Here is a 22,615-nt window from a genome sequence, read left to right as displayed (position 1 = left end):
GTGTATTTAATCGGTTGTTTTCTGCATAGTAATCACAATGGCTACTTAATGCAAATAGTTTATCTAAAAAATAATCCGTAAAAATAGAATGCAAGAGAATATCTTATTTTATATTTAAAAATATGAATAAAGTACCTTTTTTAACTAAACTCTGTTCTTTTTCTATTAACAAACTTGTTAGCGATAACTAACTGTGTTTATATATTCTTAGTCATCTTTTTTATTTTAATTGTTAATTTTTTACTGATTTGAGAGTGTAATGATAAATCCACGGCATATTCAAGCATCGGTAACTTTAGAGGAGCTTCCTTCAGATATTTATCTGTTATTTGATGCCTTCCGTTCAAACACTGAAACCCGCTCACATTCCCATTCGTGGGGACAATTGCAAATTATCAGTGGTGGAATTTTGGAGTTAAAAGCAGAAGGTCAGCGTTTTCTTGCTCCGTCACATTTTGCTATATGGGTGCCTGCTGGGGTGCAGCATCAAAGTTATAATCGTAAACCCATCGCTTATTGCTCCGTTAACATTATTCCTGAATTGGCAAATAAGCTCCCGAACCATACTTGTTTATTGGAAGTTAGCCCTTTAGTTGAAACTCTTATTGCTGAATTACGGGATCACAATATTCAGCAACCCAAAAATGAGCAGCAAGATAGGCTGATTAAGGTTTTGTTTGACCAATTATTAGTTGCCAAACAAAGTGAACGTTTTTTACCAGTATCAAAAGATAAACTATTAACACCTATATTAGAGGCATTAGAATCTAACCCAGCAGATGAAACCTCGCTGTCTCAGTGGGCAGCTAGAAACCATACAACAGAAAGGACATTAGCACGTCACTGTCAAAATGAGTTAGGTATGAGTTTTACAGAGTGGCGATTGCGCATTCGTTATCTTTATTCTTTAGAGTTATTACGTAAAAATATGTCAATTAAAGAGATTGCGTTTAGTTTAGGCTATAACCAAACTAGCCCCTTTATTACTATGTTTAAACGTTATGCGGATTGCACACCGGAACAGTATAAATTGAAGTATTCAATCTAATTAATCTTCTATCGTTCATCATTTTTTGCTGCGAATCGAAAGGCAAAATAAACAATGACGATCATACTTAATGGAATGAGAGCAGCGACGTATTCAAGCCAATTAGTATCTGAAAATAAGCTACTTAAGATAAAGTGGCCTACAATTGAAAGGAAAACACATAAAAGGGCAATAGGAATAAGTTTAAGTTCTGATGACATCAATGCTTCTTCACAGTAAATTAAAGTATAAGAATGTTAACATAAAATATAAAGGTTCGATTGATGGAGAGTAACATCTTAGAAAAGGAGTGGGGTAATTATTTGCTTGCCAAGCCATGTTGTGAGGATTCATTTCCATTTGGTCCAGATGCACATGTGTTTAAAGTATGTAATAAAATGTTTGCTCTTATTGGCTATAGAAAAAGTCAATTAGTGATTACGCTGAAAGCAAAGCCGGAAGATGTCACCTTTCTGACTGAAGAATTTAAAGAGATTGAACGTGGTTATCATATGAGTAAAAAGCATTGGATTACGGTCACAGTATCTGAGCAAGTGACAGGAAGTATGATTGAAGGATGGATGATTCTTATGATCTTGTCATATCAAAATTAACCAAACGAGAAAAAATGAAGCTTAACGAGTAACCTACTAATAATAAGAGATGAGCACTCCGTCAGTGTGCTTTAAATGATACTATTGATAGATATAATAAATATATCTATGCTTTGGCAATAATGTGGTAGGCGAGGGGTTAGTGGAAGATAATTATGAAGGTTAAATTATTTTTAACTAAGAAAACAACAATGTTAGCTATTATTAGTTGTTGCTTTTTAGCTGTTATCTGGATAGTAGAAGAGTTGCATCGAAAGCAAAATACATTTTTACAAAATCAAATTAGTAATACTTCTCAAGTTGAATTAGCGAAGGTGCGGTCTAACTTAGAAAGTGCTATTCATTCTGATATTTTTTATGCTAATAGCTTGGCGACACTCATGACGGTTAACCCTTCCTCTACGATAGAGTTATGGGGATTAATAGCGAGAGAATTATATCGTGATTCTCGTTATATACGCCATTTAGCCATTGCGCCTAATGATATTATTCGTTATGTCTACCCTTTAAAAGGCAATGAAAAAGCATTGGGTTTAGATTTTAAAACGCTTCCTATTCAGTGGTTAACAATACAAAAAGCTCGAGAGATGGAGACGATCTTTATTGCTGGTCCTGTGGATCTGTATCAAGGAGGCCGAGCCTTTATTGCTCGAATGCCTGTATTTTCTGATCCACCATTGAACGAAAAATATTGGGGGTCTATTAGTATTGTCTTAGATATTGATGCTTTGTTTTATGGTACAGGTATTTATGGTCTTAAATCTAAATACCCATTTGCAATGCGAGGGAAGGACAGCAGAGGAAGTGAAGGTGCTATCTTTTTAGGTAAAAAAGAGGTGTTTGAAAATCCGATAGTCATTAAAAATGTCGAATTACCTTATGGTAGTTGGCAATTAGCGATACAAAAGCAGCCCTTAGATAAGTGGTATCCGTGGTATCGAATTGAGATTATTCGCTTAGTTGGTTATTCGTTTTTTGGCTTACTATTATTGTCTGTTGCCGTTATTTTTAGATTGTATGTGGTCGCAACGAATCGTTCTCTCGAAGATGAGTTAACCTTACTGCCTAATCGGCGTTATTTTATGTACACTTTAAATGCTTTATTCACACGAGCTAAAAAAAATGGCAAGTACTTTGCTTTATTGAATTTAGATCTAGATAAATTTAAAAACATAAATGATACGTATGGTCATGCTGCTGGTGATGAGGTACTTAAAGAAGTTGCTAGACGGGTTATTGCAGTGCTGAGAAGTAATGACATTATTGCTCGAGTTGGTGGCGATGAGTATCTCGTATTATTGCCAAGGATCCATCAAAAGAAAGATATCTATGCAATTATCAGTAAAATTAAAGCGGTGGTGAGTGATGAGCCCATTGAATTTGATGGCTCGTTTATTTATGTTAATACCACTATAGGTTATAGCCGTTTTAGTGCAGAGATGCAGTCTGTTGATGAGTTGTTGCATAAAGCTGACCGAAGTATGTATTTTTATAAGAATCATTAAGAAGTTAGAGCGTAATAAATAAAAAGACCACTTTAATTAGAGTGGTCTTTTACATCTTGTATATTGATGACTACAGTAATTAAAGACTAAAACAGCAGGCCAGTTGGTAATCGTCCCCGTTCTTTGCGGTGTATTCTTTATCTTCTTTACGTGCTTTAGGGTGAGATGTTTCGTCTCGTTTTAATAAACTTATCCAATGTCGCATCGCTGCTAGACTGAAATCTTGACTAAAGGTGGTGCACGTCTCCATTTCAATATCGTCAATGGTTACTAGTGTATTTTTCCCTGGCTCATGATGACCAAAAATGATCTCTACATGGCTGCCGCTATTGTCTTTTAAAAGAATAGTATCTGGAGATGAGCGGTGACCGGTAAATGCCACAAACTTACCAGGATTACGTAAACCACTGCAACTGCCATCTTTAAAAAATACAACTAAATGATGGTAATCCAATAGATAATTTGTTACTTCTTGATGCGTTCCTTTTGTTAAAGGGAATAGTTGGTCGAGTAAATTTTTGATTTTGTGTTGTTTCTCTTCTGTATGACCTGCATCCATGTTTTCCACGGCATAGACAGCTTCAGCCATAAACGGAGTTTCTTGTTGTGCATTGTTTGTGTTGTTTATATTTGTGATAGCCATAGTCTTGCCCTCGAATAAATAGTCCTTAAGTAATGCCAATTTATTATCGACATTGGTAAGTAAGTCACACTGGTCAGAGTTGTTTGCTTACTTGTATTGAAGCTTAGCGTAGTTTTGGTTACAATTTCACAACAAAAACTTAACAGTGTGAATTTTACAAGATGCGTCAGTCAAAAAGTATAATTAGACAAAGTCATTTTCTTGGGACTAAAATTCGAAACCTGAGAAAACGCAATCACTTAACGATGGAAGATCTTTCTACGCGATGCATTCGTGTGGATCCTGAGAATTCACCATCAGTCTCTTATCTATCAATGATAGAGAGAGGAAAGCGGGTTCCCAGCGCTGATATGTTAGAGGTTATCGCCACGGTGTTCCAAAAAGAATCGTCATGGTTCTTAGACAGCGAGCCAGAATCTCAAGCCATTACACCTGATAAGGGTAGAAAAGGCGGTATTAGCGGCATGGCACTGGAACCGAGTTTTCTGTTTTCTAATGACATTCTTCAAATTGCTATTCCTGAAATGCTCAATCAAACAGGGGTGACTGGTCGTCAATTTGCTCATCTTCTTATTCGTGCCCATCAAGAAAATAACCAAAACCACTTCCCCGATTTAGAGCGTGCTGCTGAAGAGGTTGGGTTAAAGCAACTGCCACTCAGTGTTGATCAAATGATGGATATTGCGGCTAAGCATGGCTTGATATTCAAATGGGTAAAAGAAACGCCTAAATCAGTGGTGGATGAATTCGGTGTTAATGGTAAAGAGCTGTTGACCTCTTTTTTTGAACCTCCATGTACCGTGTATTTGAATGAGATATTAAAGAATCATCCTACGAGATTAAAGTATGATTTAGCCGTTTATATTGGACACTGTGTTTTACATAACAAAGAAGGGCTAAAGAGTTCATTATCGGTTGGGAGTCATCGTGTATTTGATGATGAGATCCACCACACGGATAGCTCTCTCAATGCACAAGATATTTTAAATGCATGGCGTGATTTTGAATCCAGTTTCTTTGCTGGTGCGCTATTGTGTCCACGAGTTCCATTTAGGCAATTACTTGATAGGCATGGGTATGAAATAGATAGCCATCGTTTAGCTGGCGTGTCTCCTTCGGTTGCTATGAGGCGAATGACGGTCGTTTCTCCTTACCCACATTGGCATTATTTTGATGCGTATGCACCGGGAAAGCTTAAAGCGGTGTATCGAGGTAATGGTATTCCTCTGCCTTGGGGAAACATGAAACAAGTGAATGATCCTTGTCACCATTGGGCGGTATTTCGTCGATTATCAGAACCAAAAGAAGGGAGTTCGGCGCAGATATCAATCCTTAACGTCGATAATGAACCTCGTATATATTGTTGTGAATCGGTAAACATGACCGATCCCGCGGGTAATAATCGTGTTTTGTGCGCCGGAATTGATTTAAATCCAGCGATTGAAGCACAAGGGAAAGATGCGGTGTCATTAGCGCGAGATTTGCAAAAAGCGTGTGTTAAAAATGGCGGAGAGAGTCCAATAGCGAAAGGAATAAAAAGAGAGCTAATTAGTGTCGCTAAGATATTAAATATCAATTGGATTGAACGTGGTTTAGAAACGGATGCGAGAGTGATTTGTTCTCGTGGGGCTGTGTGTCCAAGAAAGCCAAGTTGTTATTCTGAATGCAAAGAATAAGGATTTTTTAGTTTCAAAGTAAAATGCCCTAGTCAGTAATGAGTAGGGCATTTTTATGCGTAGAGACTTGAGTTATTTGCTAATATGATTATTCATCAAGATCATCAGCATAGCCTTTTGGTGGTGGCGTCCACGCACGTTCTGATTGATTGTGTTTATCAGAGCGATCTTTACTCATTGCATGTTTGATTGTGCTTTCAAGCTCAATGAAGAGTTTACGATAGTTATTATCAAATCTCTCACCTTCTGAGTCATCTAACCATGCTTGGTATAATTTATCAGAGCTTTCGTTTTCTACTTTTTTATACGCTAATTTTTGTTGTTCAACATGGAATGGGTGTTGGCCTAATCCACGCATGGCTTCTGCCCCCATTTCAAGGGCGGAGCGAGTGGTTTCTGATTCAATGAAATCAGCACCCGCAGAACGGAGCATATAAGAATGACCTCTATCGTATGCTCGCGCTAGGATCTTCACTTTAGGGTAGGTGTGCTTAATGTATTTTACTAACTCAACACTGCTCTCTTGGTTATCGATAGCGACCACTAACATAGCGGCGTGCTCAATCCCTGCGGTATGAAGAAGATCAGGACGGGTTGCGTCACCAAAGTAACTTTTAGTATTAATTTGACGTAGTGTATCTACTTGATCTGCCTGATGATCCAATACTACTGTTTTTACATGGTTTGAGACTAAGAAGCGGTTTACTACTTGTCCAAAACGACCTCCGCCAGCGATGATCACCGTGCCTTTCTCATCAATACTATCGGTTTCACGATCATTCGATTTTTGCTCAAATCTTGGCAGTATGACTTTATCAAATAAGATGAATAGCCCCGGAGTTAGGAACATAGAAAGTGCAACAACTAACGATAATGGTTGTGCTACTTCAGGAGGTAATACGTGGCTTTGAACGGTAAAGCTTAATAATACAAAACCAAATTCACCCGCTTGAGCCAGACTTAGTGTAAACAACCAACGGTTACTGTTTTTGATCTTAAAAATTAAGGCAAGAATGTATAATACTGCTGCTTTTAGGGCCATGACTCCAAGAGTAAGTCCGACGATAGTAAAGAAATCGTCAAACAGAATACCAAAATCGATACCTGCACCGACAGTGATGAAAAACAAACCAAGCAGCAAGCCTTTAAAAGGGTCAATATTGGATTCTAATTCATGTCTAAACTCTGAGTTCGCTAATACAACGCCAGCTAAAAAAGTACCAAGGGCAGGGGATAGACCGACTAAGCTCATCAGTGCGGCAATACCTATAACGAGCATTAATGCCGTCGCAGTAAAGATTTCTCGTAAGCCAGAGCTTGCAACAAAGCGAAATAATGGGCGACTTAAATAGTGACCACCAACCACGACGATAGCAATAGACGCTAAAATCACCATACCATAAGCCCAACCAGGAAGACCGGCGACTAAGCTGATTTCGTCATGGTGATCTGCTGCACTTGCTGCGGCTAATTGGGCTTTCTCAACCAATTCAGGTAATGCTAATAATGGGATAAAAGCCAGCATTGGAATAACGGCGATATCTTGAAATAACAATACAGAGAATGCGTTTTGTCCTCCCTCTGTTTTGGCTAATCCTTTTTCATTAAATGTTTGTAAAACAATGGCGGTTGAAGACAGCGCAAAGATTAAACCAATGCTCAGTGCAATGGTCCAAGGTTGACCAAAGAATAGGGCAATAGCCATGACAATTGCGGTGGTGCCTCCGACTTGTAAACCACCTAATCCCATTAAGCGATGACGCATTCCCCATAGCATTTTTGGTTCAAGTTCAAGGCCGACAAGAAACAACATCATTACTACACCAAATTCGGCAAAGTGTTGAATCGTAGTGGTTTCTTCTCCAACTAATCCAATAATTGGGCCTATAACGACACCTGCGATCAAATAGCCTAATACTGAACCTAATCCAAGACGTTTAGCGATGGGTACGGCAATTACTGCGGCAAACAGGTAAATAAAGGCTTGTAGAAAATATCCTGTCATGATGCTGGTTCCTTAAGAAACTTATCAAATGAATGATTTAATTTTGGCAGTGTTTTTGCTATTTCAATATCAACACGGTCTTCAATTAATGCAGAGAGTAAGTTCATAAAACGGTCAGTATGTCTTTCGACTCTTTGATCTTCTAATGCGGTACGGGCACCAAATAAAACTAATGGAGCGATGTATTCCATATTGGTTAAGGAGGCCATTTGCTCAAGAGGGTGCAGTAGTTCACGAATGGTAAATTGGTTATAGCCATTGGTTTGGTAAGCTTCTTCTTTGCCACCTGCGGTGATTGCGCACAGGAAAGTCTTGTTTTTTAATGCCTTACCTTCTGTACCATAGGCGAAACCGTACTCTAAAACCATATCTTGCCATTCTTTGAGAATCGCAGGTGTGGAATACCAGTACAGAGGAAATTGAAAAATAACCACATCATGAGTTAATAAAAGCTGCTGTTCTCTATCAATATCGATATTGAATTTTGGGTAGTCATGATACAAATCAACCACGGTTACATGGTCAATTTTTTTTGCTGCCTTTAGCAGTGATACATTCACTTCTGAGCGATGTTGAGAAGGGTGAGCAAATAAGATCAACACTTTTTTAGGTTGCTTGGTCATAAAATCTCTTTGTTTTTGTTGAGTTTATAAAGTAAATGCGGTGTATTTTTACATCATAACAATAAAAAATAATTAATGGGGTGTATAAAAAGTGAAATTTAGATGATTTTAGGATAATAGGTGGAGGATATGTTAAATATGGTCATAAAAAATGGCTCAATACATTTAGGTATTGAGCCATTTTTTTAGAAGAAGTTAATTGAACGTCGACCGCTTTCAGGATCAATTGTTGTTGGTATCTCTGGCTTTTGTTTTTTCTTTTTCTCTTTTTTTTCTTTCTTAGGCTTTGGTTCTGAGTATTCAGGCTCAACAGGAATAGGTTGAGGTTTTTCTTCTATCTCTGGTAACTCACCAACAGGAGTATCACAGATAACGACGTAATATTCTTCATTAAACTCAATCACATCACCATCGTACATTTTACGACGTTTGCGTTGCTCTAATTCACCATTGACGCCTACATAGCCTTCACCAATCATGTGTTTAGCTTCACCGCCACCATTCACCACATTGGCAATTTTTAATACTTTGTATAGTTCAATTGGTTGCATGTTAACCTCAACACCAATTGCTTCTACTTCAAACTCTTCTTGATCTGACATGTGGGTCTCTTAGGATTACGAATTATGGTTATTGTAACTGAGAGAAAGACATCGTCCTAGCGCCTTTCTCTTTCTGGCATGAGTTTAGGTTAATCAACCACTTCAATGTCCGTTTTAGGTACAGAGCAGCAGGCTAATATCATTCCAGCATCTTTAAGGCGTTGATTTAGTGCGGGAGAGTCTTCTTGTTCAACGTCGCCAGATTCTAAAGTAACTCGACATGCGCCGCATAAACCCGCTCGGCAACTGTTGTTGATGCTTAGGCCTGCGGCTTCTACTTGTTGAAGTAAAGGATCTTCAGTGTTACCCGTGAATAAATTGCCGTTTAAGCTGATGGTGATCTCTTTTGATTCTTTTTCTACTTTGAGCGCATCTGATGTTGTTGATTTGGTCCTTGTGATAGCACCTGAGTCGACGTAATACTCTTTTTCTTTGGTTTCTAATACTTCAATAGTATCACCAACGTTAATCGTCCCTTCGTTTTTAGCCACAAGGTTTTGACCAAAATACACATTACTAGACTCATCAGCGCGGAACGTTGAGAGGGTTCTTAGTGGCTCTTTGTTTGGATGATATTGTGCGGTATGTGGGTTAACTGTCGTTAAGATACAACGTTGGCAAGGTTTAACAATTTCAAATTCTACTTCACCAATACGAATACGCTTCCAAGAATCCTCAATAAAGGCTTCGCTACCAGAGACAACAAGATTAGTTCTAAATTGCGCCATGGTATGGTGGCTGCTACTGCGTTTATTGAGTTCAGCTAAAGACGCCTCACTGATCACGAGCAATGGGTAACCATCGGCAAAACTGACGTTGGTTTGGATTTTTTCACGAATACGGTTGGATTGTTTACCAGAGAATAGTAACTGTGCTTCAGTACCTAAAATAGAAGAAAACCATTGATTTGCTTCTTTTGTGGTGGAATAAGCTGAAAACGTATCGCCCCATACCGTGGCATCAACTTCTTTCATTTCTAGTTCATTAAAGGTGAAATGTAAGTCGAGAAGCCCTGGGTAACATAGGATTAAACCATCAGCTTCAATAAGCGCTTTTATTTTTAGCATGTTAGGGTGAGTACGAGCCGTGATCATTTTGCCATCTAAAGTAGCAACCATAAATCGACGGTCAAACTCTAACCCTTGCTTTTCAACCTGAGCGGTAAAGAGTGAGATCCCTGCAATGGATTTTACAGGGAATATATTGATGTTCGATAAACTTGAAACTGAATTAACTTGGCTCACGATGGCATCCATTCTTTGTATAGTTATTAATGAGAAGTGTATCAAACTCTATTTGATTTTGCTGTCTATTATCTGTTCATTACGACACTGATAGGTCATAAGAACTGAATAGAACGGTAGTAATGAAATCTTTTTCGGTTTTTTGTATCTCAAATTCCCAGCTCATTCGCTCACAGATACGTTCCACAATAACTAAGCCACAGCCATAACCTGCGTTATAAGTGTCATTACCATCATGACAATTAGTGATGCATAGTTGGTTTTTATTCAGGTTTATCTGAATATCACCAACACTGTAACTAAATGCATTTTTTATCAGGTTATTAATCACAACGGTAATAAAACTGCTTGGCGCAAGGCAGGGTTTATCTTCTATTATGGTTAGTTGTGCGTCCATTTCTTGTTTAGCGAATAAAGGAGCTAAATGATTAAGTTGGGTATGTAAGATCTCTTCTATTTGATAATGGTGGAAATGATGAGCTTCTATTTCTTGCTTACCTAACAGTAAAAAGGTTTCAGTTAATAGTGTCATTTCTTCGCTAGCTTGATGTAAGCGATTGATCGCCTTTAGTGCGATTTTAGGTTGATTAGGTACTTTAGCTAATAAATCTGTTGAGCCCTGAATGATCATAATGGGTGTACGCAACTCATGAGAAGCAAAGCGGCTAAACTCTTTTTCACGGGTAAAGAATTGTGAAATATGGTGCTTACTTTTTAATAATGATCGTTCAATATCACGAGTTTCTTGATAGTTAGTGTCAACAGTAAAATCATTATATTCTGGAGACATAAGGTCAACTTTATGTTGAATATGTCGAAGTGGTAGCGAAATACTACGCACAAAATAAATACCATATAAGACCATCAAAATAGTGGTGATCCCCCCTAGAATAAGCGTTAAAATATGCAAGTTAGCTTCGTATTCATCCAGATAATCATCTGCATCATCTTGGAATAGGATGTACAACAAACCTGAACCTGAAGGATGAGGTTTAACAATGAAATGCTTGTCTTCTGTACCAAGTTGTTGCTCGTAAAGTCCTGGATTTTTATAGACATTTAACCAGAGAGGATGCTCTTTTTTACTCCAATAAGTTGAGAATTCTTCTTCATTAGGCAAGGGGGTGTCTTTACCTAATTGAGGGTATTTTTTGATGTATTGATTGGCTTCAGTATCAAGCCAATGATGAAGACTAATTATCTCTAATTGGTCTTCAGCAATGTAAATAATGGACCAAAATAAAGCGAACATTAAAAATGTGAGTATGCCAAATGTCCAACGTATTTTCTTGAAAAAACTTGGGTGTTTTATTGTGTTATTTAAGTCGGTAACCTTTTCCATGAATCGTCTCTAGTCTTGGGGTATCAAAGCCTTTATCAATGGCATTTCTAATAGTGTATAAATGACTTCGTAATGCATCACTGGATGGTGATTCGTCACCCCAAACATGGTCGATAAGTTCATTTTTACTAACCATATCCGGCGCTTTTTTCATTAATAATGCAATAATTTTTAATTGAATAGGAGCCAGTTTTATTAATCGTTGTTGACGATATAAGGTACCTGCTTTGATATCCATTTCCATGTCTTCAAAGGTGATCTTTCCTACATCTGTGCGTTTACCTCGTTTTGATAATGCCAATAAACGCATGTGTAACTCCTCCATCGCGAAAGGTTTGACGAGGTAATCGTCGCCACCAGTTTCAAACGCATGGATTTTATCTTCTAACGTGTCTTTTGCCGTTAAAAAAATAATGGGAGTACTGCAAGCATAATTGTTTCGTAATGCCTCAACGGTACTGATACCGTCTAGTTTTGGCATCATAATATCCATAACGATCACATCGAAGCTTTCTTTTTTTAGAATTTCAATCGCGGCAATGCCGTGATAAGCACAGTCAATATCAATGTCTACTAATTCTAAATAATCGGCAATGGTCTCTGCTACGTGGTGGTTATCTTCAACAATTAATACTTTCATTTATCTATTCACGACTCCTTCACATTCTTACCACTATAGTACCCTTATAAATTGAATTAATTATAAGAATTAGGTTAAAAAATGAAGAAAGTCGCTATTTTACTGTTGGGAACAGCAATGTTATCTGGTTGTGGGTCAGATGAGTCAGGCGATAGCCGTGCGTCAAGCTCGTTTGTTGGTGCTATTGAATCGGTTGATCAAAATAATGATTCTATAAAGGTGGGCTCAAAGTCATTAAATGTGAGTCATGCTGAGATTAAACTAAATGACATGCCAATTAACTTTATTGAGCTTAATAAAGGAATGCAGGTAGATGTTGAGTATGATAATGGAGTGGCTTACGAAGTTGAGTTGGAGCCAGTAGTTGTAGGCAAAGTATCACACGTTACTAGTGCTGATATTACAATTAATGGGCAAACATTTAAACATGCTGATTTAGCAGCAAAGCAGAATATATTGGCTGACCAAAGAGCTATGTTATTTGGTTACCTTAACGACTCAAAAGAATGGGTAATTACAGCAATTTATAACGCTGATTTTTTACCTAATGATGTGCATGAAGGTGTTGTGTCAGATTTTGATCGAGCAAACAATACGTTCAAATTGAACTCTACATTTGTTGAGTCTAAAGATTACGATGATGTAAATGAATTAAGCAATGGCGTGTGGGTTGAGATTGAAGGTTCTTATAATACGACCTCAAAAATATTCGATGCAACAGACGTTGATGTTGAGAATGAGCTTGATCTAGCTAATGCTGAAGTGGAAGGTTATGTAACTACTCTTAATAATGAAAAAACATCAATGACATTAAATGGTAAAACAGTTATCGCTATTACTGAAAATACTCGTTTTGAAGATGGAACGAAAGATCAATTAAAAGTAGGTTCTAAAGTCGATGTTGATTTGATTAATAACGCTGGTCAATTACAAGCATCTGAAATCGAATTTGATTAAATAGATATACGTATCAAGATTAACCACTGCCTTTCCTAAGTCAGTGGTTTTTTCATTTATTGTATCTGTGCTAAAAATAAATCATAACAAGAACAAAAATAGGATGACTATTAAGCGTTGTAATTAGTGCTTCTGAGCGGTTTCATATAACTCTGCATCGACCTCTTCGCCTTTTTCTGGGCGAGGAACTATCTCAAAACTTTCATCAGCATGTGTTAGTGAACCTGTTAGTTTCTGTAGTACTGACTTATCCCCTTTTATACCTGCTTTTCCACTTTCTAATAGGTTACTTAGCGTGGTTTTCTTTAATAAAATTTGCGAGATATCAGCATTGTTAATAAATAGGGTTGCATCAGATTTCATTTCTTTATCTACTAAAATATTGTTTAAGTTACCGTTAGACATTTCGACAAAATAAGTTTCTTTATTATCAGGTAGTACCACGTTTAATGTAAATGGCGTATGTTGAGCCTTCATCGAATCCACTTGTACAGCTAAGTAATCCAGTAAGTTTTCTACGGTCATGTTAGCAAGTACATCAGGTGATGCGGTTTTAGGTGCGCCAGGTAATGTACCTACACGCAATTCTTGAGCACCGGTAAGATAAATGTTTCTCCAACCTGCGCCTTCTGCTTGATAACCTAGTTGCTCATAAGTATCAGCCAGTAATTTACGAGCTTCTACGTTTTTAGGCTCAACTTGAATGACTTTATTTAACGCCGTTGCAATGAAGCGGTATTCGCCTTTCTCAAAATCAGCTTCTGCTTTTTCTAGGATTAATTCACTGCCACCCATGTATTCAACAAATTTTGCTGATTCAGGTTTAACGGGTAATGGGTTTAAGTTTGCAGGGTTCATGTCAAAGTAACCTAAATACATATTGTAAACAGCACGAGCATTATGCGAGTAAGTTCCATGATACCCATTGGTGTGCCATGTTTTTTGGATACTATCTGGCATCACGGTGTAAATTTTATCGCCCATGTCTTGTAGAACTACGCCGTCGTTTGCCAAGCGAAGTGTTTGGTTGTGAGTAAAGCCATAAGCATCACGTTGCATTTTTAGGTAATCAGAGATCTCTTCTGTTCCCCAAACTGGCGCTGAATGGGAGGCAAAAAGGACATCTGTTGTTGAGCCCCACGTCATTAGCATTTCATTGATTTTTTTAGACCATTTTAAACCATCACGAACTTTGGCACCGCGAAGCGTATAAAGATTGTGCATGCCTTGATACGTTAATTCACCCGTCCATAACGCTTTCATGCTTGGAATGTAAGTCACCATTTCTGACGCCGCTTCTGTACCAGAGGCATCCATAAATTGCATTTCTAAACCATCAATGTTCAGTGTTTCAATTTCTTCTTTATGGTTCAGTTCGTAATCTGGTAGTACATACGTAATTGCACCTTTAGAAAGCCCTTTTGCTAATGCCGCATCCACAATGCCATGTTCGTGACGGTTAAGTGTTGCGCCGTATTGGTAAGCAGTACGGCGAGACATGGCGTTGCCCGCCAATACGTTTTCATCAACAATCTCTTTAGTGATGTATTTTGAACCGTACACTTTCACATCAGGGAAAGCTTCTTTAATTGCGGCAGAACCACCGAAATGGTCGGCATGAGAGTGAGAATAGATCATTGCAACGATAGGTAAGTTTCCACCGTCAGGCACATTTTCTTGGAAGAATTTTAATGATTGGCTCGCTGATTCTCTTGTCAGTAATACATCGTAGGTGATCCAACCATTATCACTGCGGATAAAAGAGATAGAGGCTAAATCTGTTCCGCGAACTTGGTAAATTTTACCAGGAACCACTTCATAGAGACCTTCTGCTGCTTGGTTTAATACCGCTTGACGCCATAATGATGGGTTAACTGAATCTGGCGCGTTATCTGCATTAGCAACTGACGGGTCGATAAAGTCAAAGCTGTTACGGATAATATCACCAGTCTTTTTATCGAAGGAAGCGATAAGCCCACGATTATTGTTATCAAATGCTCGTGTATCAGAAAAGTTTAATGTTTTGGCAAACGCTTTGTTTTTTGCAATGGTTGTTTCGCTTGCTGATTTTCCGCCTTGCTTACCTATTTCACTAAAGTGTTCATGGTCGTGCTCAGCTGCGATTGCACCTAAAGATATTGATGAGATAACAGCAGCTAAAATAGTTTTTTTCATAAATCCACCTGTTTAAATAATTCAGTAAATTAGTTTGAATATAAAATATGTATGAGGCGTTTTTTCGTTTTATGCCTCAGTGCTTAAACCAATATTAGTGATCTCTATTCATTTTAAAAATAGAGAAAAAGATATACTTGTCATTTATAATATAAATGTATTGGGTGATTTAACGAGTAGCAAACAGAGAGGAATGAATAATGCCAAAGCAAAAAGATTTTGATATGAACTTATTACGGGTTTTTGTTTCAGTATGCCAAACAGGTTCATTTACTAAAGCCGCCGAAGAGCTCGATTTAACTCAGTCATCTGTGAGTAATGCCATTCGTCGTTTAAAAACGTCTTTAGGTAGTGAGCTGTTTGTTCGTTCTGGTCGTGGTATTGAGATGACAAATTATGGAGAGAACCTGTTTAAGCAAGTTGAGCCTTCAGTAATGGCATTAACTTGTGTCGTCGATGAAGGGGAGGGGTTTGATCCTCATACATCAAAGCGATCATTTTCAATTTATGCATTAGAGTCCGTTTTACCAAAGCTACAAATTCGATTAAAAGCATTGCTCAAAGAAAGTAGTATTACGGTTACATTAAAAGAACTACCAAGTAATGAGGAAGAGATCCTTGATGCACTGATACTTGAGAAGGTTGATTTAGTGTTAGATGTGATGAAACCAAGATTGTCATCGTTGAGAAGTATGGTGGTGTCAGAAGATAAGATCTGTTGTATTGCGCGATGTGACCATCCAAGAATAATAGGGAATATTACTCGAGATATGTTTTTTGAAGAAGAGCATGCCTTCCTAAATATTCGTCGTTTTAAGCAAACTATAACCGATTACTTAGCTGAAGAGGTGCTGCCAAATCGTAAAATGGGTAGTGAGCATACCTCTATGATGGGGATGATGGCGTGTGTTGCCCAATCTGACTTTATTGGGATTAATTCGATACGTTTGATCTCTCAATATAAAGATAGCTTTGGTTTACAGCTATTGGATGTTCCTTTTTCTGTTCGCTCAACCAAAATACACATGCTTTGGCCAACTAAGTTTGAAAACAATAAAGCAAACCAATGGCTGCGACAATTAATTATCGCAGCCGAACAGGTCTAGAGAGTTAAGGCACAAGCCATGCTGTGTTCTTTGATTTAGACAATAACCAACTTAACCCTAATGCGCCAGCGCCACTTAGCACAACCCAAACAGGGATTACCCACATTGGATTTTGTCCGTCATACCATTGAAAGTTCTTCATCGGCCATAAGAACAATGGGTGAAGTAAGTAAATTCCTAGGCTGTAGGTACTAATAAAACCCACTATAGTTCGTGATTTATTAGACAACGATTCGCCATAGTAACGGCACACAAAAAATAACATTCCAGCCGCAGCAACGGTATTAATGGTTTTATATGATAACCATCTTCCGACAGTGTATTCACCTAATAGCACACTTTGGCTTATCACCATGTAAACGGTTGTCGCTAATGCGGTGAATCCGATAACGAAAGCGATTATGGTATTCTGCTTGGTCAATTCTACTCGTTGATATAGCGCATAACCTAGTAATAAGTAGCCACTGTACAGCCAGATCTCAGTACTCCAGAATCCTTCAAATTTGACAAGAAAGAAACAGGTAGTGAGTAGCCATACTCCAATAACAGAGAAGAGAGCGGTGTTATCCATCTTTTGAACCATGACTCTAAAGAAAGGGATCACAATATATAGTGGAATAAAGTAATAAAAGAAGCCTAAATGGTAATAGGTGTATTCAAAAGGCAGATCGATAAGTACTGTTTTTGCTGATTCAAAATCATAACCTTGCGCGGTTAATCCTGATAATAAAGCATAAAATACCGACCAGAAAAGAAAAGGAACAAGTACCTTCCCGAGTCGTTTCTTTACATAATAAGGCGCATCAAACTCTCTTTTGTCACTGAGCATTAATGCCCCCGTGATCATGATAAAAACAGGGACAGCCCAGCGACTTAAGCTGTTTACCGATACCGCAGTTGCCCACTGGTCAAAAGGAATTGAATTTAACTCATGTCGGTAGGGAGCTAATACGTGAATCGCGACGACTGCAATAGCGGCAATGCATCTTAGTAAATCAAAAAAGAAGACTCTTCCCATGGTATTCCCTTATATATTCTCTGTATTCGTCAATGTTGTGTTATAGCGCAAAATTTATGTTTGAATGTCTAGACAGTGTCAGTGACTTAATATTTGTTTGATTATAGCTAAAACAGGAAAAATCGTATAAACGCACTAACATTACAACAAGATAGTAATGTATTATTAACATGTTTTGTTGTTGTATCAAGGAATAAACATGAAAGTATTTATTGGATTAGCTTTATCATTATTTTCTTTTGCATCAAATGCAGAAGAAGTAACCGTTATCCCATATATTGTTGGCGGGGTTAATGCGGACGTCGCTCACTTCCCATTTATGGCGTCTTTAATGTTTGAATACGATAGCCAGCCAGGAACAATTTATCCATTCTGTGGTGGCTCGGTCTTAGATGCGACGCATATATTAACAGCTGCGCACTGTGTTTATGATACGGCTGCTTATCTGGTGCCTAGCATGAAAGTTGTCATCGGAGTCAATAATGCTCAAGATATGCTTATTGCACAAAAGGTAGCAGTCAAAAACATCTATTATCCAAGTGATTATAATGATTCAACATTAGTTAATGATGTTGCAGTTTTAGAATTATCTCAACCGTTACCTACTTATGCATCAGCCAATGAGGTGACGTTAGGGACTTCTGGTGATGAATTATCTTATCGAGATGAGAATCAAGATTTTACTATTGTTGGTTATGGACGCTTAGGCACTAATCAGAAAAACCCAAACCTACAATTTATGGAAGCATCGGTTAATTATGTTAGCGCTGCACATTGTGGATTATGGCAAGGAATTACCATTACGGATAAGTTAATTTGTACTAACGGTAATTCGAACCCAGCTTTAGTTACAGCTACATGCCAAGGGGATTCGGGAGGACCTTTAATTTGGAATAATAAACAAATCGGTATTGTAAGCTTTGGTCCTGCAACTTGTGGACAGGAAAGTGTTGCAGCTCAATCTGTATTCACAGATGTTAGTCAATATAAAGATTGGATCCTTCAGGCGCAGAGGGGAGAGATAGCACCAACGACTACGGCGACAGAAAGTAGTGGCAGTTCTGGTGGGGCGTTCACTTTTGGTGGTTTACTTGCATTATGCTTTGTTGGTTTTTCCCGTCGTAAATTAAATTAATAATAGCGTTCAAGCGATAAAAAGGACCAACTCGTGATGAGGTGTCCTTTTTAGTATTCAATGGAGAATGAAATTACACATATTGCAAAATAAGACTATTCCAGGCTTTCTTTTGTTGTTCAAACTGCAATTTAATCTGTTTATGTTGAACGCTAAGTACAGCCAATTCATATTTCTTCGATAACGCATTTTTCTTATTATCAAGAAGCTGTTTTTTAGAATCGTAATACTCTGACATACGTTCGATCAGCGCATCATATTCTGCTTCTAAATGTTCTTTAACGGCGTGATAATTATGAAGTGAGGCAATTTTATCCTCGGCTTTCTTGCGTAACATAAGGGCTTTAGCTTTTTCTATTTTAGCTTGAGGGCTAACTCGTAACTTATTGGTTAAGCCAAACCATGAACAGCTTTTAATAAACCACTTTGTAGGATCATATTGCCACCAGTAGATACCATTTCGGTAATCATTTTCAAAAATATGGTGGTAATTATGGTAACCCTCGCCGAAAGTAAAAATAGCTAAAATACCATTATCACGAGCGGTATTTTTTTCGGTATATGGTTGAGAGCCCCAGATATGAGCGAGAGAGTTTATAAAGAAAGTAGTGTGATGGCTTAACACTAAGCGTACCGCTCCTACCATAAGTAACATTCCGATAATGTCCCCATAGATAACCCCAAGAAGCACTGGAACACCAATATTCATAAGAAGAGCGAGTGGTACATAGTGATTATGTTGCCACATGACGACATTATCTTTTTGAAGATCGCGGCAATTGCTATATTCATCACTGGTAGAGGATTGGTAGTGACGTAGCATCCAACCAATATGAGAATACCAAAACCCGCGCTTTGCTGAATAAGGGTCTTTATCATTATTATCGACATGGCGATGGTGAACTCGATGATCGGAAGACCAGTGCAATACACTATTCTGTAAAGCGAAAGCGCCGCCTAAGGCAAAAATAAAACGTAAAGCAGGATGGGCGTTATAAGCTTTGTGTGACCATAGGCGATGATAACCTGCTGTAATAGATAGATTACAAAAACTGAAAGCGAGAAGCAGCCATACCCAATGCTCAGCTCCTAATCCATAGTAATAGGCATAAAGAGGAGCCGCGACTAAAGCAAGTAATAGACTTGAGGCAAATATAAACACATTTAACCAAATGATGGGTGGTTTTGACTCTTGATCCATAATAAATATTCCACTTAAGCGTACAGTTGTGCGCTAGAATAGGTTGTGTAGATATTTTAGTCAAGATGAGGAGAGGATCAAAATGTAACAAATGTGAGTCAGTTATTGTAATTGGCAGTGTGTTTGATTTACTCATAAATTAAATAAAGGGCAATGCGGTTACTTTGAAAGAGGGATAATCGAGAAAATTTGATATAATTTGTGTTCATTTAAATTAGATAGAAGTAAAGCAGAATGAAAATCACTTTCTCAGAAGGCGATATTATTGCCAACCAACATGAGTTGGTTGTTCGATTAAATAATACCTCTAGAACGACAGTACAGGCTGAGATAGATGCACTTACTTTGATTGGTGGTGCAAATGTAATTAGTGCTGTTGGTAGTGGCATGAAATGGTCGATTAAACTAGACAACCATGAACAATTAGAGTTGTTATCTCAAGAAATTGGTATTGCTATCGAGTTTTATTAACAACAACTTTTAGTATGTATTTGACGAGGCAAAACAATTTGGTTTTTATCTTGTTGTTTTGGCGGAGCGGACGGGACTTCCTATCTCACCTTGAGAGCTGCACGCCCCCGGCGTGTCAGGTCGCTAAGCTCCTCAATAGAAGGTCTAACCAACTGAACTACCGCTTCAATTTGTAAAACCCAGACATTATTTGAATTTTCAAAAGTGGTTATTTCTATATTCAACAGATACAAAAAAGCCTCGTCATTTCTGACAAGGCTTCGTTGTATTGGCGGAGCGGACGGGACTTTCTATCTCACCTTGAGAGCAGCACGTCCCCCGGCATGACAGGCCGCTAAGCTCCCCAATAAAGAGTCTAACCAACTAAACTACCGCTCCAATTTTTAAAACCCAGACTTTATCTGAATTTTAAAAAGCGTGTGTATCCATATCCAACAGATACAAAAAAGCCTCATCATTTCTGACAAGGCTTCGTTGATGTTGGCGGAGCGGACGGGACTCGAACCCGCGACCCCCGGCGTGACAGGCCGGTATTCTAACCAACTGAACTACCGCTCCAATTTTTAAAACCCAGACTCTATCTGAATTTTGAAAAGTGGTGGAGGGATAGGGATTTGAACCCTAGAACCGCTATTAACGGTTGCCGGTTTTCAAGACCGGTGCTTTCGACCACTCAGCCATCCCTCCAATGCCGAGAATAATAGTCATCTTTGATTTTTATGTAAAGTCTTTTTTCTAAAAAATACGTTAAGCGTTTAAAAAATAAACGTTATTCGCTATTTTTATCTACGTCGACTAAATAATCGCCTTCTAACCAGTTACGGCCAATCAATAATTTGTAATCTAGTTTACTTCTGTCACGAAGATTTACGGCCACTTTCTTATCTTCGCCATTGAACTCAAAATGCATTCTTACCGCATAGCGACGTTCAACACCTTGTGCATTGCGAATTTTACTGACTTTAATAATACGTCCAGTGTGTTGCATGGCTACGTTTTCTTCATTGTAAGTGGTAAATTTTACCGTATCACCTAAGTGATCACGCATATCATCGCTTTCATCTTCTTGCCCAACGATTTCTATGTTAGTTGCATGGATTGAGGTGGTAGCGGCTCCTGTATCAATTCGAGCTTCATAATTGGTATTTAATTCTTTTATATGAATAGTTTCAATTTGACCAACAATAGTCTTACCAGAGCAGGACTCAGCAGCAAAGGTGGACGTTGAAAGTAATAATAAGCATATTGAGAGGATGAGTTTTTTCATGGATGCCTTTATTGTAAGTTTGATGAAATGAAAAGTATTTATGAATAGTAGACGTTTTAATCGAGATTGAGTTCAGTGATATGTAAAGAATAGGACAAATTTATGCAAAAAATGAAATAAAACAGCGGCATCCGTAATTGGATACCGCTGAATTGTTATTTCTACGCGTTTTGTGATCTGTTTTTCATTATAGAACCAATGATCGCTAATGTAATAATACCGATAATAGTTAACAGTGAAATCACAGTAGGAACTTCATATGCTGTTCCTACTAAGAACATCTTGATACCAATGAAACTTAGAATAAAGGCTAGTGCCGGTTGTAAGTAACAGAATTTGTCTAACATACCTTGAAGCACGAAATACAAAGAACGTAAACCCAATAAGGCAAATACATTGGCGGCAAACACCAAGAAAGGTTCTTGAGTGATGGCAAAGATGGCAGGGATGGAATCTAGTGCGAACATAATGTCGGTAAACATGATCACAATAACAACCAGCAGTAGTGGGGTTGCAATTCTTTTACCGTTTACTTTTGTAAGCAATTTGTGGCCATCGTACTTGTCATCAAATGGAATAAATTTCTTAGCGAACATCACTAATTTTGATGAAGAGAAATCACTACTCTCTTCAGTATTAGCAAACCAAAGTTTTACACCTGTAATGATCAAGAACACCGCGAAAATATATAAAATCCAGTGGTATTGAGCTAATAATCCAGCGCCAACAAAAATCATTACAGCACGTAATGCAAGTGCACCAATAATTCCCCAGAGTAAAATTCGAGGTCGGCTTGATTCAGGAACGGCAAATTGGCTGAAGATGAGTGCAAATACGAATAAATTATCTACGCTAAGCATTTTTTCAAGTAAATAGCCTGTAATAAAGGCGATACTTGCATCTTTAGGTGAATAGGTGCTGTTTGGAGCCATGAGAGGCCAATAAACATAGAGTGCGGCACAGAAGATAAAGGCGAGTATGAACCAGAAAAATGACCACAATAACGCTTTTTTTAAGCTAGGAGCCTCTTTTCTTGTTTGAAACATATCGAGAGCAAATAGAGCGAGAACAACGAAACCAAAGAGTTCCCAAGTTAACGGTGACATAATAATTCCTTAACAAATAGGTGAAAGGAATACCGCTAAAATGAGTGAGTATAAACCTTCCACCATAAACAATAAAATTAATGTAATGGTTTTTGGTCTTGTCAAAGTGATTGGCATTCATTGCCCACTTACAGATACCGGAAGCTGAAGCTTCGGGATGACGATATCTGAACAAGATTAAGTATTAAATCTTGTGACTACTCCCCAAGAGCTGGATATTAATCCTCATTTTTAAATTATTCAAATAAAAAATGATAC

21 protein-coding genes and 2 tRNA genes are annotated in these 22,615 nt (G+C 38.0%); 8 read left to right on the top strand and 15 right to left on the bottom strand.

Features of this window, described 5'->3' with window-relative positions:
• Positions 1-259: 259 nt before the first annotated feature.
• Positions 260-1,048 carry a helix-turn-helix transcriptional regulator gene (locus tag Q1K78_RS07245; protein ID WP_300176063.1) on the top strand — a complete coding sequence of 263 codons (789 nt, stop codon included), beginning with the start codon at positions 260-262 and terminating at the stop codon, positions 1,046-1,048.
• An 8-nt stretch (positions 1,049-1,056) separates the two neighbouring features.
• On the opposite strand, the gene Q1K78_RS07240 is transcribed toward Q1K78_RS07245, so the two are convergent.
• Positions 1,057-1,248, bottom strand: a complete 192-nt coding sequence (locus Q1K78_RS07240; protein ID WP_300176061.1) for a hypothetical protein — start codon at positions 1,246-1,248, stop codon at positions 1,057-1,059.
• Between the two features lie 63 nt (positions 1,249-1,311).
• Between Q1K78_RS07240 and Q1K78_RS07235 the strand changes: the two genes are divergently transcribed.
• Both Q1K78_RS07235 and Q1K78_RS07230 read left to right on the top strand, forming a co-directional pair.
• Complete coding sequence (locus Q1K78_RS07235; protein ID WP_300176059.1) at positions 1,312-1,641, top strand: MmcQ/YjbR family DNA-binding protein; 330 nt, start codon at positions 1,312-1,314, stop codon at positions 1,639-1,641.
• A gap of 155 nt (positions 1,642-1,796) precedes the next feature.
• Positions 1,797-3,146 carry a diguanylate cyclase gene (locus Q1K78_RS07230; RefSeq protein ID WP_300176056.1) on the top strand — a complete coding sequence of 450 codons (1,350 nt, stop codon included), beginning with the start codon at positions 1,797-1,799 and terminating at the stop codon, positions 3,144-3,146.
• A gap of 79 nt (positions 3,147-3,225) precedes the next feature.
• On the opposite strand, the gene Q1K78_RS07225 is transcribed toward Q1K78_RS07230, so the two are convergent.
• A complete protein-coding gene (locus Q1K78_RS07225; protein WP_300176053.1) occupies positions 3,226-3,789 on the bottom strand; it encodes a hypothetical protein in 564 nt (187 codons plus the stop codon).
• Between the two features lie 161 nt (positions 3,790-3,950).
• Between Q1K78_RS07225 and Q1K78_RS07220 the strand changes: the two genes are divergently transcribed.
• On the top strand, positions 3,951-5,465 hold the full coding sequence (locus tag Q1K78_RS07220) for a DUF3612 domain-containing protein (protein WP_300176050.1): 1,515 nt from the start codon (positions 3,951-3,953) through the stop codon (positions 5,463-5,465).
• Between the two features lie 88 nt (positions 5,466-5,553).
• Here the strand turns inward: Q1K78_RS07220 and Q1K78_RS07215 are convergent, their stop codons facing one another.
• From Q1K78_RS07215 to Q1K78_RS07190, 6 genes are all read right to left on the bottom strand, one after another.
• On the bottom strand, positions 5,554-7,470 hold the full coding sequence (locus tag Q1K78_RS07215; RefSeq protein ID WP_300176047.1) for a monovalent cation:proton antiporter-2 (CPA2) family protein: 1,917 nt from the start codon (positions 7,468-7,470) through the stop codon (positions 5,554-5,556).
• The gene (locus Q1K78_RS07210) at positions 7,467-8,093 is read right to left on the bottom strand and encodes an NAD(P)H-dependent oxidoreductase (RefSeq protein WP_300176044.1); all 627 of its coding nucleotides are present in this window, start codon (positions 8,091-8,093) and stop codon (positions 7,467-7,469) included. Before Q1K78_RS07210 ends, Q1K78_RS07215 begins: the two co-directional genes overlap by 4 nt.
• A 185-nt stretch (positions 8,094-8,278) precedes the next feature.
• A complete protein-coding gene (locus Q1K78_RS07205; RefSeq protein ID WP_300176041.1) occupies positions 8,279-8,695 on the bottom strand; it encodes an RNA-binding S4 domain-containing protein in 417 nt (138 codons plus the stop codon).
• An 89-nt stretch (positions 8,696-8,784) separates the two neighbouring features.
• A complete protein-coding gene (locus tag Q1K78_RS07200) occupies positions 8,785-9,951 on the bottom strand; it encodes a YcbX family protein (protein WP_300176038.1) in 1,167 nt (388 codons plus the stop codon).
• A gap of 67 nt (positions 9,952-10,018) precedes the next feature.
• Positions 10,019-11,281: a HAMP domain-containing sensor histidine kinase gene (locus tag Q1K78_RS07195; RefSeq protein ID WP_300176036.1), complete on the bottom strand. Its 1,263-nt coding sequence runs from the start codon at positions 11,279-11,281 to the stop codon at positions 10,019-10,021.
• Positions 11,256-11,921: a response regulator transcription factor gene (locus tag Q1K78_RS07190; protein ID WP_300176032.1), complete on the bottom strand. Its 666-nt coding sequence runs from the start codon at positions 11,919-11,921 to the stop codon at positions 11,256-11,258. The genes Q1K78_RS07195 and Q1K78_RS07190 overlap by 26 nt, the downstream gene beginning before the upstream one ends.
• A gap of 81 nt (positions 11,922-12,002) precedes the next feature.
• Here Q1K78_RS07190 and Q1K78_RS07185 point away from each other — a divergent pair, with 81 nt between their 5' ends.
• The gene (locus Q1K78_RS07185) at positions 12,003-12,878 is read left to right on the top strand and encodes a DUF5666 domain-containing protein (protein ID WP_300176029.1); all 876 of its coding nucleotides are present in this window, start codon (positions 12,003-12,005) and stop codon (positions 12,876-12,878) included.
• Positions 12,879-13,001: 123 nt separating this feature from the next.
• Here the strand turns inward: Q1K78_RS07185 and Q1K78_RS07180 are convergent, their stop codons facing one another.
• Positions 13,002-15,053: an alkyl sulfatase dimerization domain-containing protein gene (locus Q1K78_RS07180; RefSeq protein WP_300176026.1), complete on the bottom strand. Its 2,052-nt coding sequence runs from the start codon at positions 15,051-15,053 to the stop codon at positions 13,002-13,004.
• A gap of 200 nt (positions 15,054-15,253) precedes the next feature.
• Here Q1K78_RS07180 and Q1K78_RS07175 point away from each other — a divergent pair, with 200 nt between their 5' ends.
• The gene (locus Q1K78_RS07175) at positions 15,254-16,159 is read left to right on the top strand and encodes a LysR family transcriptional regulator (protein ID WP_300176023.1); all 906 of its coding nucleotides are present in this window, start codon (positions 15,254-15,256) and stop codon (positions 16,157-16,159) included.
• Between the two features lie 4 nt (positions 16,160-16,163).
• Here the strand turns inward: Q1K78_RS07175 and Q1K78_RS07170 are convergent, their stop codons facing one another.
• The gene (locus Q1K78_RS07170) at positions 16,164-17,177 is read right to left on the bottom strand and encodes an acyltransferase (protein WP_300176020.1); all 1,014 of its coding nucleotides are present in this window, start codon (positions 17,175-17,177) and stop codon (positions 16,164-16,166) included.
• 199 nt (positions 17,178-17,376) lie between these two features.
• Here Q1K78_RS07170 and Q1K78_RS07165 point away from each other — a divergent pair, with 199 nt between their 5' ends.
• Complete coding sequence (locus Q1K78_RS07165; protein WP_300176018.1) at positions 17,377-18,312, top strand: serine protease; 936 nt, start codon at positions 17,377-17,379, stop codon at positions 18,310-18,312.
• 73 nt (positions 18,313-18,385) lie between these two features.
• On the opposite strand, the gene Q1K78_RS07160 is transcribed toward Q1K78_RS07165, so the two are convergent.
• Entirely contained in the window at positions 18,386-19,513 is a 1,128-nt protein-coding gene (locus Q1K78_RS07160; RefSeq protein ID WP_300176015.1) for a fatty acid desaturase, read from the bottom strand.
• Between the two features lie 234 nt (positions 19,514-19,747).
• Here Q1K78_RS07160 and Q1K78_RS07155 point away from each other — a divergent pair, with 234 nt between their 5' ends.
• Positions 19,748-19,984, top strand: coding sequence for a DUF3389 domain-containing protein (locus Q1K78_RS07155; RefSeq protein WP_300176012.1), 237 nt, complete (start codon positions 19,748-19,750; stop codon positions 19,982-19,984).
• Positions 19,985-20,465: 481 nt separating this feature from the next.
• Here the strand turns inward: Q1K78_RS07155 and Q1K78_RS07150 are convergent.
• From Q1K78_RS07150 to Q1K78_RS07135, 4 genes are all read right to left on the bottom strand, one after another.
• A tRNA-Asp gene (locus Q1K78_RS07150) sits at positions 20,466-20,542 on the bottom strand.
• A gap of 38 nt (positions 20,543-20,580) precedes the next feature.
• Positions 20,581-20,671 (bottom strand) — tRNA-Ser (locus Q1K78_RS07145).
• Between the two features lie 82 nt (positions 20,672-20,753).
• Entirely contained in the window at positions 20,754-21,251 is a 498-nt protein-coding gene (locus Q1K78_RS07140) for a RimK/LysX family protein (RefSeq protein ID WP_300176009.1), read from the bottom strand.
• Between the two features lie 161 nt (positions 21,252-21,412).
• A complete protein-coding gene (locus Q1K78_RS07135; RefSeq protein ID WP_300176006.1) occupies positions 21,413-22,357 on the bottom strand; it encodes a TerC/Alx family metal homeostasis membrane protein in 945 nt (314 codons plus the stop codon).
• Positions 22,358-22,615: the final 258 nt, after the last annotated feature.

This window comes from uncultured Aliivibrio sp., from assembly GCF_946479765.1.
In the GTDB taxonomy this organism is placed as follows: domain Bacteria; phylum Pseudomonadota; class Gammaproteobacteria; order Enterobacterales; family Vibrionaceae; genus Aliivibrio.
The sequence above is the reverse complement of the archived record's forward strand: the minus strand, read 5'-3'. Positions and strand labels throughout refer to the sequence as shown.

Coding starts and splice junctions, on each gene's coding strand:
- Q1K78_RS07210 (WP_300176044.1), bottom strand. CDS start 8,093: ATGACCAAGCAACCTAAAAAAGTGTTGATCTTATTTGCTCACCCTTCT.
- Q1K78_RS07180 (WP_300176026.1), bottom strand. CDS start 15,053: ATGAAAAAAACTATTTTAGCTGCTGTTATCTCATCAATATCTTTAGGT.
- Q1K78_RS07155 (WP_300176012.1), top strand. CDS start 19,748: ATGAAAATCACTTTCTCAGAAGGCGATATTATTGCCAACCAACATGAG.
- Q1K78_RS07135 (WP_300176006.1), bottom strand. CDS start 22,357: ATGTCACCGTTAACTTGGGAACTCTTTGGTTTCGTTGTTCTCGCTCTA.
- Q1K78_RS07230 (WP_300176056.1), top strand. CDS start 1,797: ATGAAGGTTAAATTATTTTTAACTAAGAAAACAACAATGTTAGCTATT.
- Q1K78_RS07165 (WP_300176018.1), top strand. CDS start 17,377: ATGAAAGTATTTATTGGATTAGCTTTATCATTATTTTCTTTTGCATCA.
- Q1K78_RS07220 (WP_300176050.1), top strand. CDS start 3,951: ATGCGTCAGTCAAAAAGTATAATTAGACAAAGTCATTTTCTTGGGACT.
- Q1K78_RS07185 (WP_300176029.1), top strand. CDS start 12,003: ATGAAGAAAGTCGCTATTTTACTGTTGGGAACAGCAATGTTATCTGGT.
- Q1K78_RS07200 (WP_300176038.1), bottom strand. CDS start 9,951: ATGGATGCCATCGTGAGCCAAGTTAATTCAGTTTCAAGTTTATCGAAC.
- Q1K78_RS07215 (WP_300176047.1), bottom strand. CDS start 7,470: ATGACAGGATATTTTCTACAAGCCTTTATTTACCTGTTTGCCGCAGTA.
- Q1K78_RS07170 (WP_300176020.1), bottom strand. CDS start 17,177: ATGGGAAGAGTCTTCTTTTTTGATTTACTAAGATGCATTGCCGCTATT.
- Q1K78_RS07195 (WP_300176036.1), bottom strand. CDS start 11,281: ATGGAAAAGGTTACCGACTTAAATAACACAATAAAACACCCAAGTTTT.
- Q1K78_RS07175 (WP_300176023.1), top strand. CDS start 15,254: ATGCCAAAGCAAAAAGATTTTGATATGAACTTATTACGGGTTTTTGTT.
- Q1K78_RS07225 (WP_300176053.1), bottom strand. CDS start 3,789: ATGGCTATCACAAATATAAACAACACAAACAATGCACAACAAGAAACT.
- Q1K78_RS07240 (WP_300176061.1), bottom strand. CDS start 1,248: ATGTCATCAGAACTTAAACTTATTCCTATTGCCCTTTTATGTGTTTTC.
- Q1K78_RS07245 (WP_300176063.1), top strand. CDS start 260: ATGATAAATCCACGGCATATTCAAGCATCGGTAACTTTAGAGGAGCTT.
- Q1K78_RS07140 (WP_300176009.1), bottom strand. CDS start 21,251: ATGAAAAAACTCATCCTCTCAATATGCTTATTATTACTTTCAACGTCC.
- Q1K78_RS07205 (WP_300176041.1), bottom strand. CDS start 8,695: ATGTCAGATCAAGAAGAGTTTGAAGTAGAAGCAATTGGTGTTGAGGTT.
- Q1K78_RS07235 (WP_300176059.1), top strand. CDS start 1,312: ATGGAGAGTAACATCTTAGAAAAGGAGTGGGGTAATTATTTGCTTGCC.
- Q1K78_RS07190 (WP_300176032.1), bottom strand. CDS start 11,921: ATGAAAGTATTAATTGTTGAAGATAACCACCACGTAGCAGAGACCATT.
- Q1K78_RS07160 (WP_300176015.1), bottom strand. CDS start 19,513: ATGGATCAAGAGTCAAAACCACCCATCATTTGGTTAAATGTGTTTATA.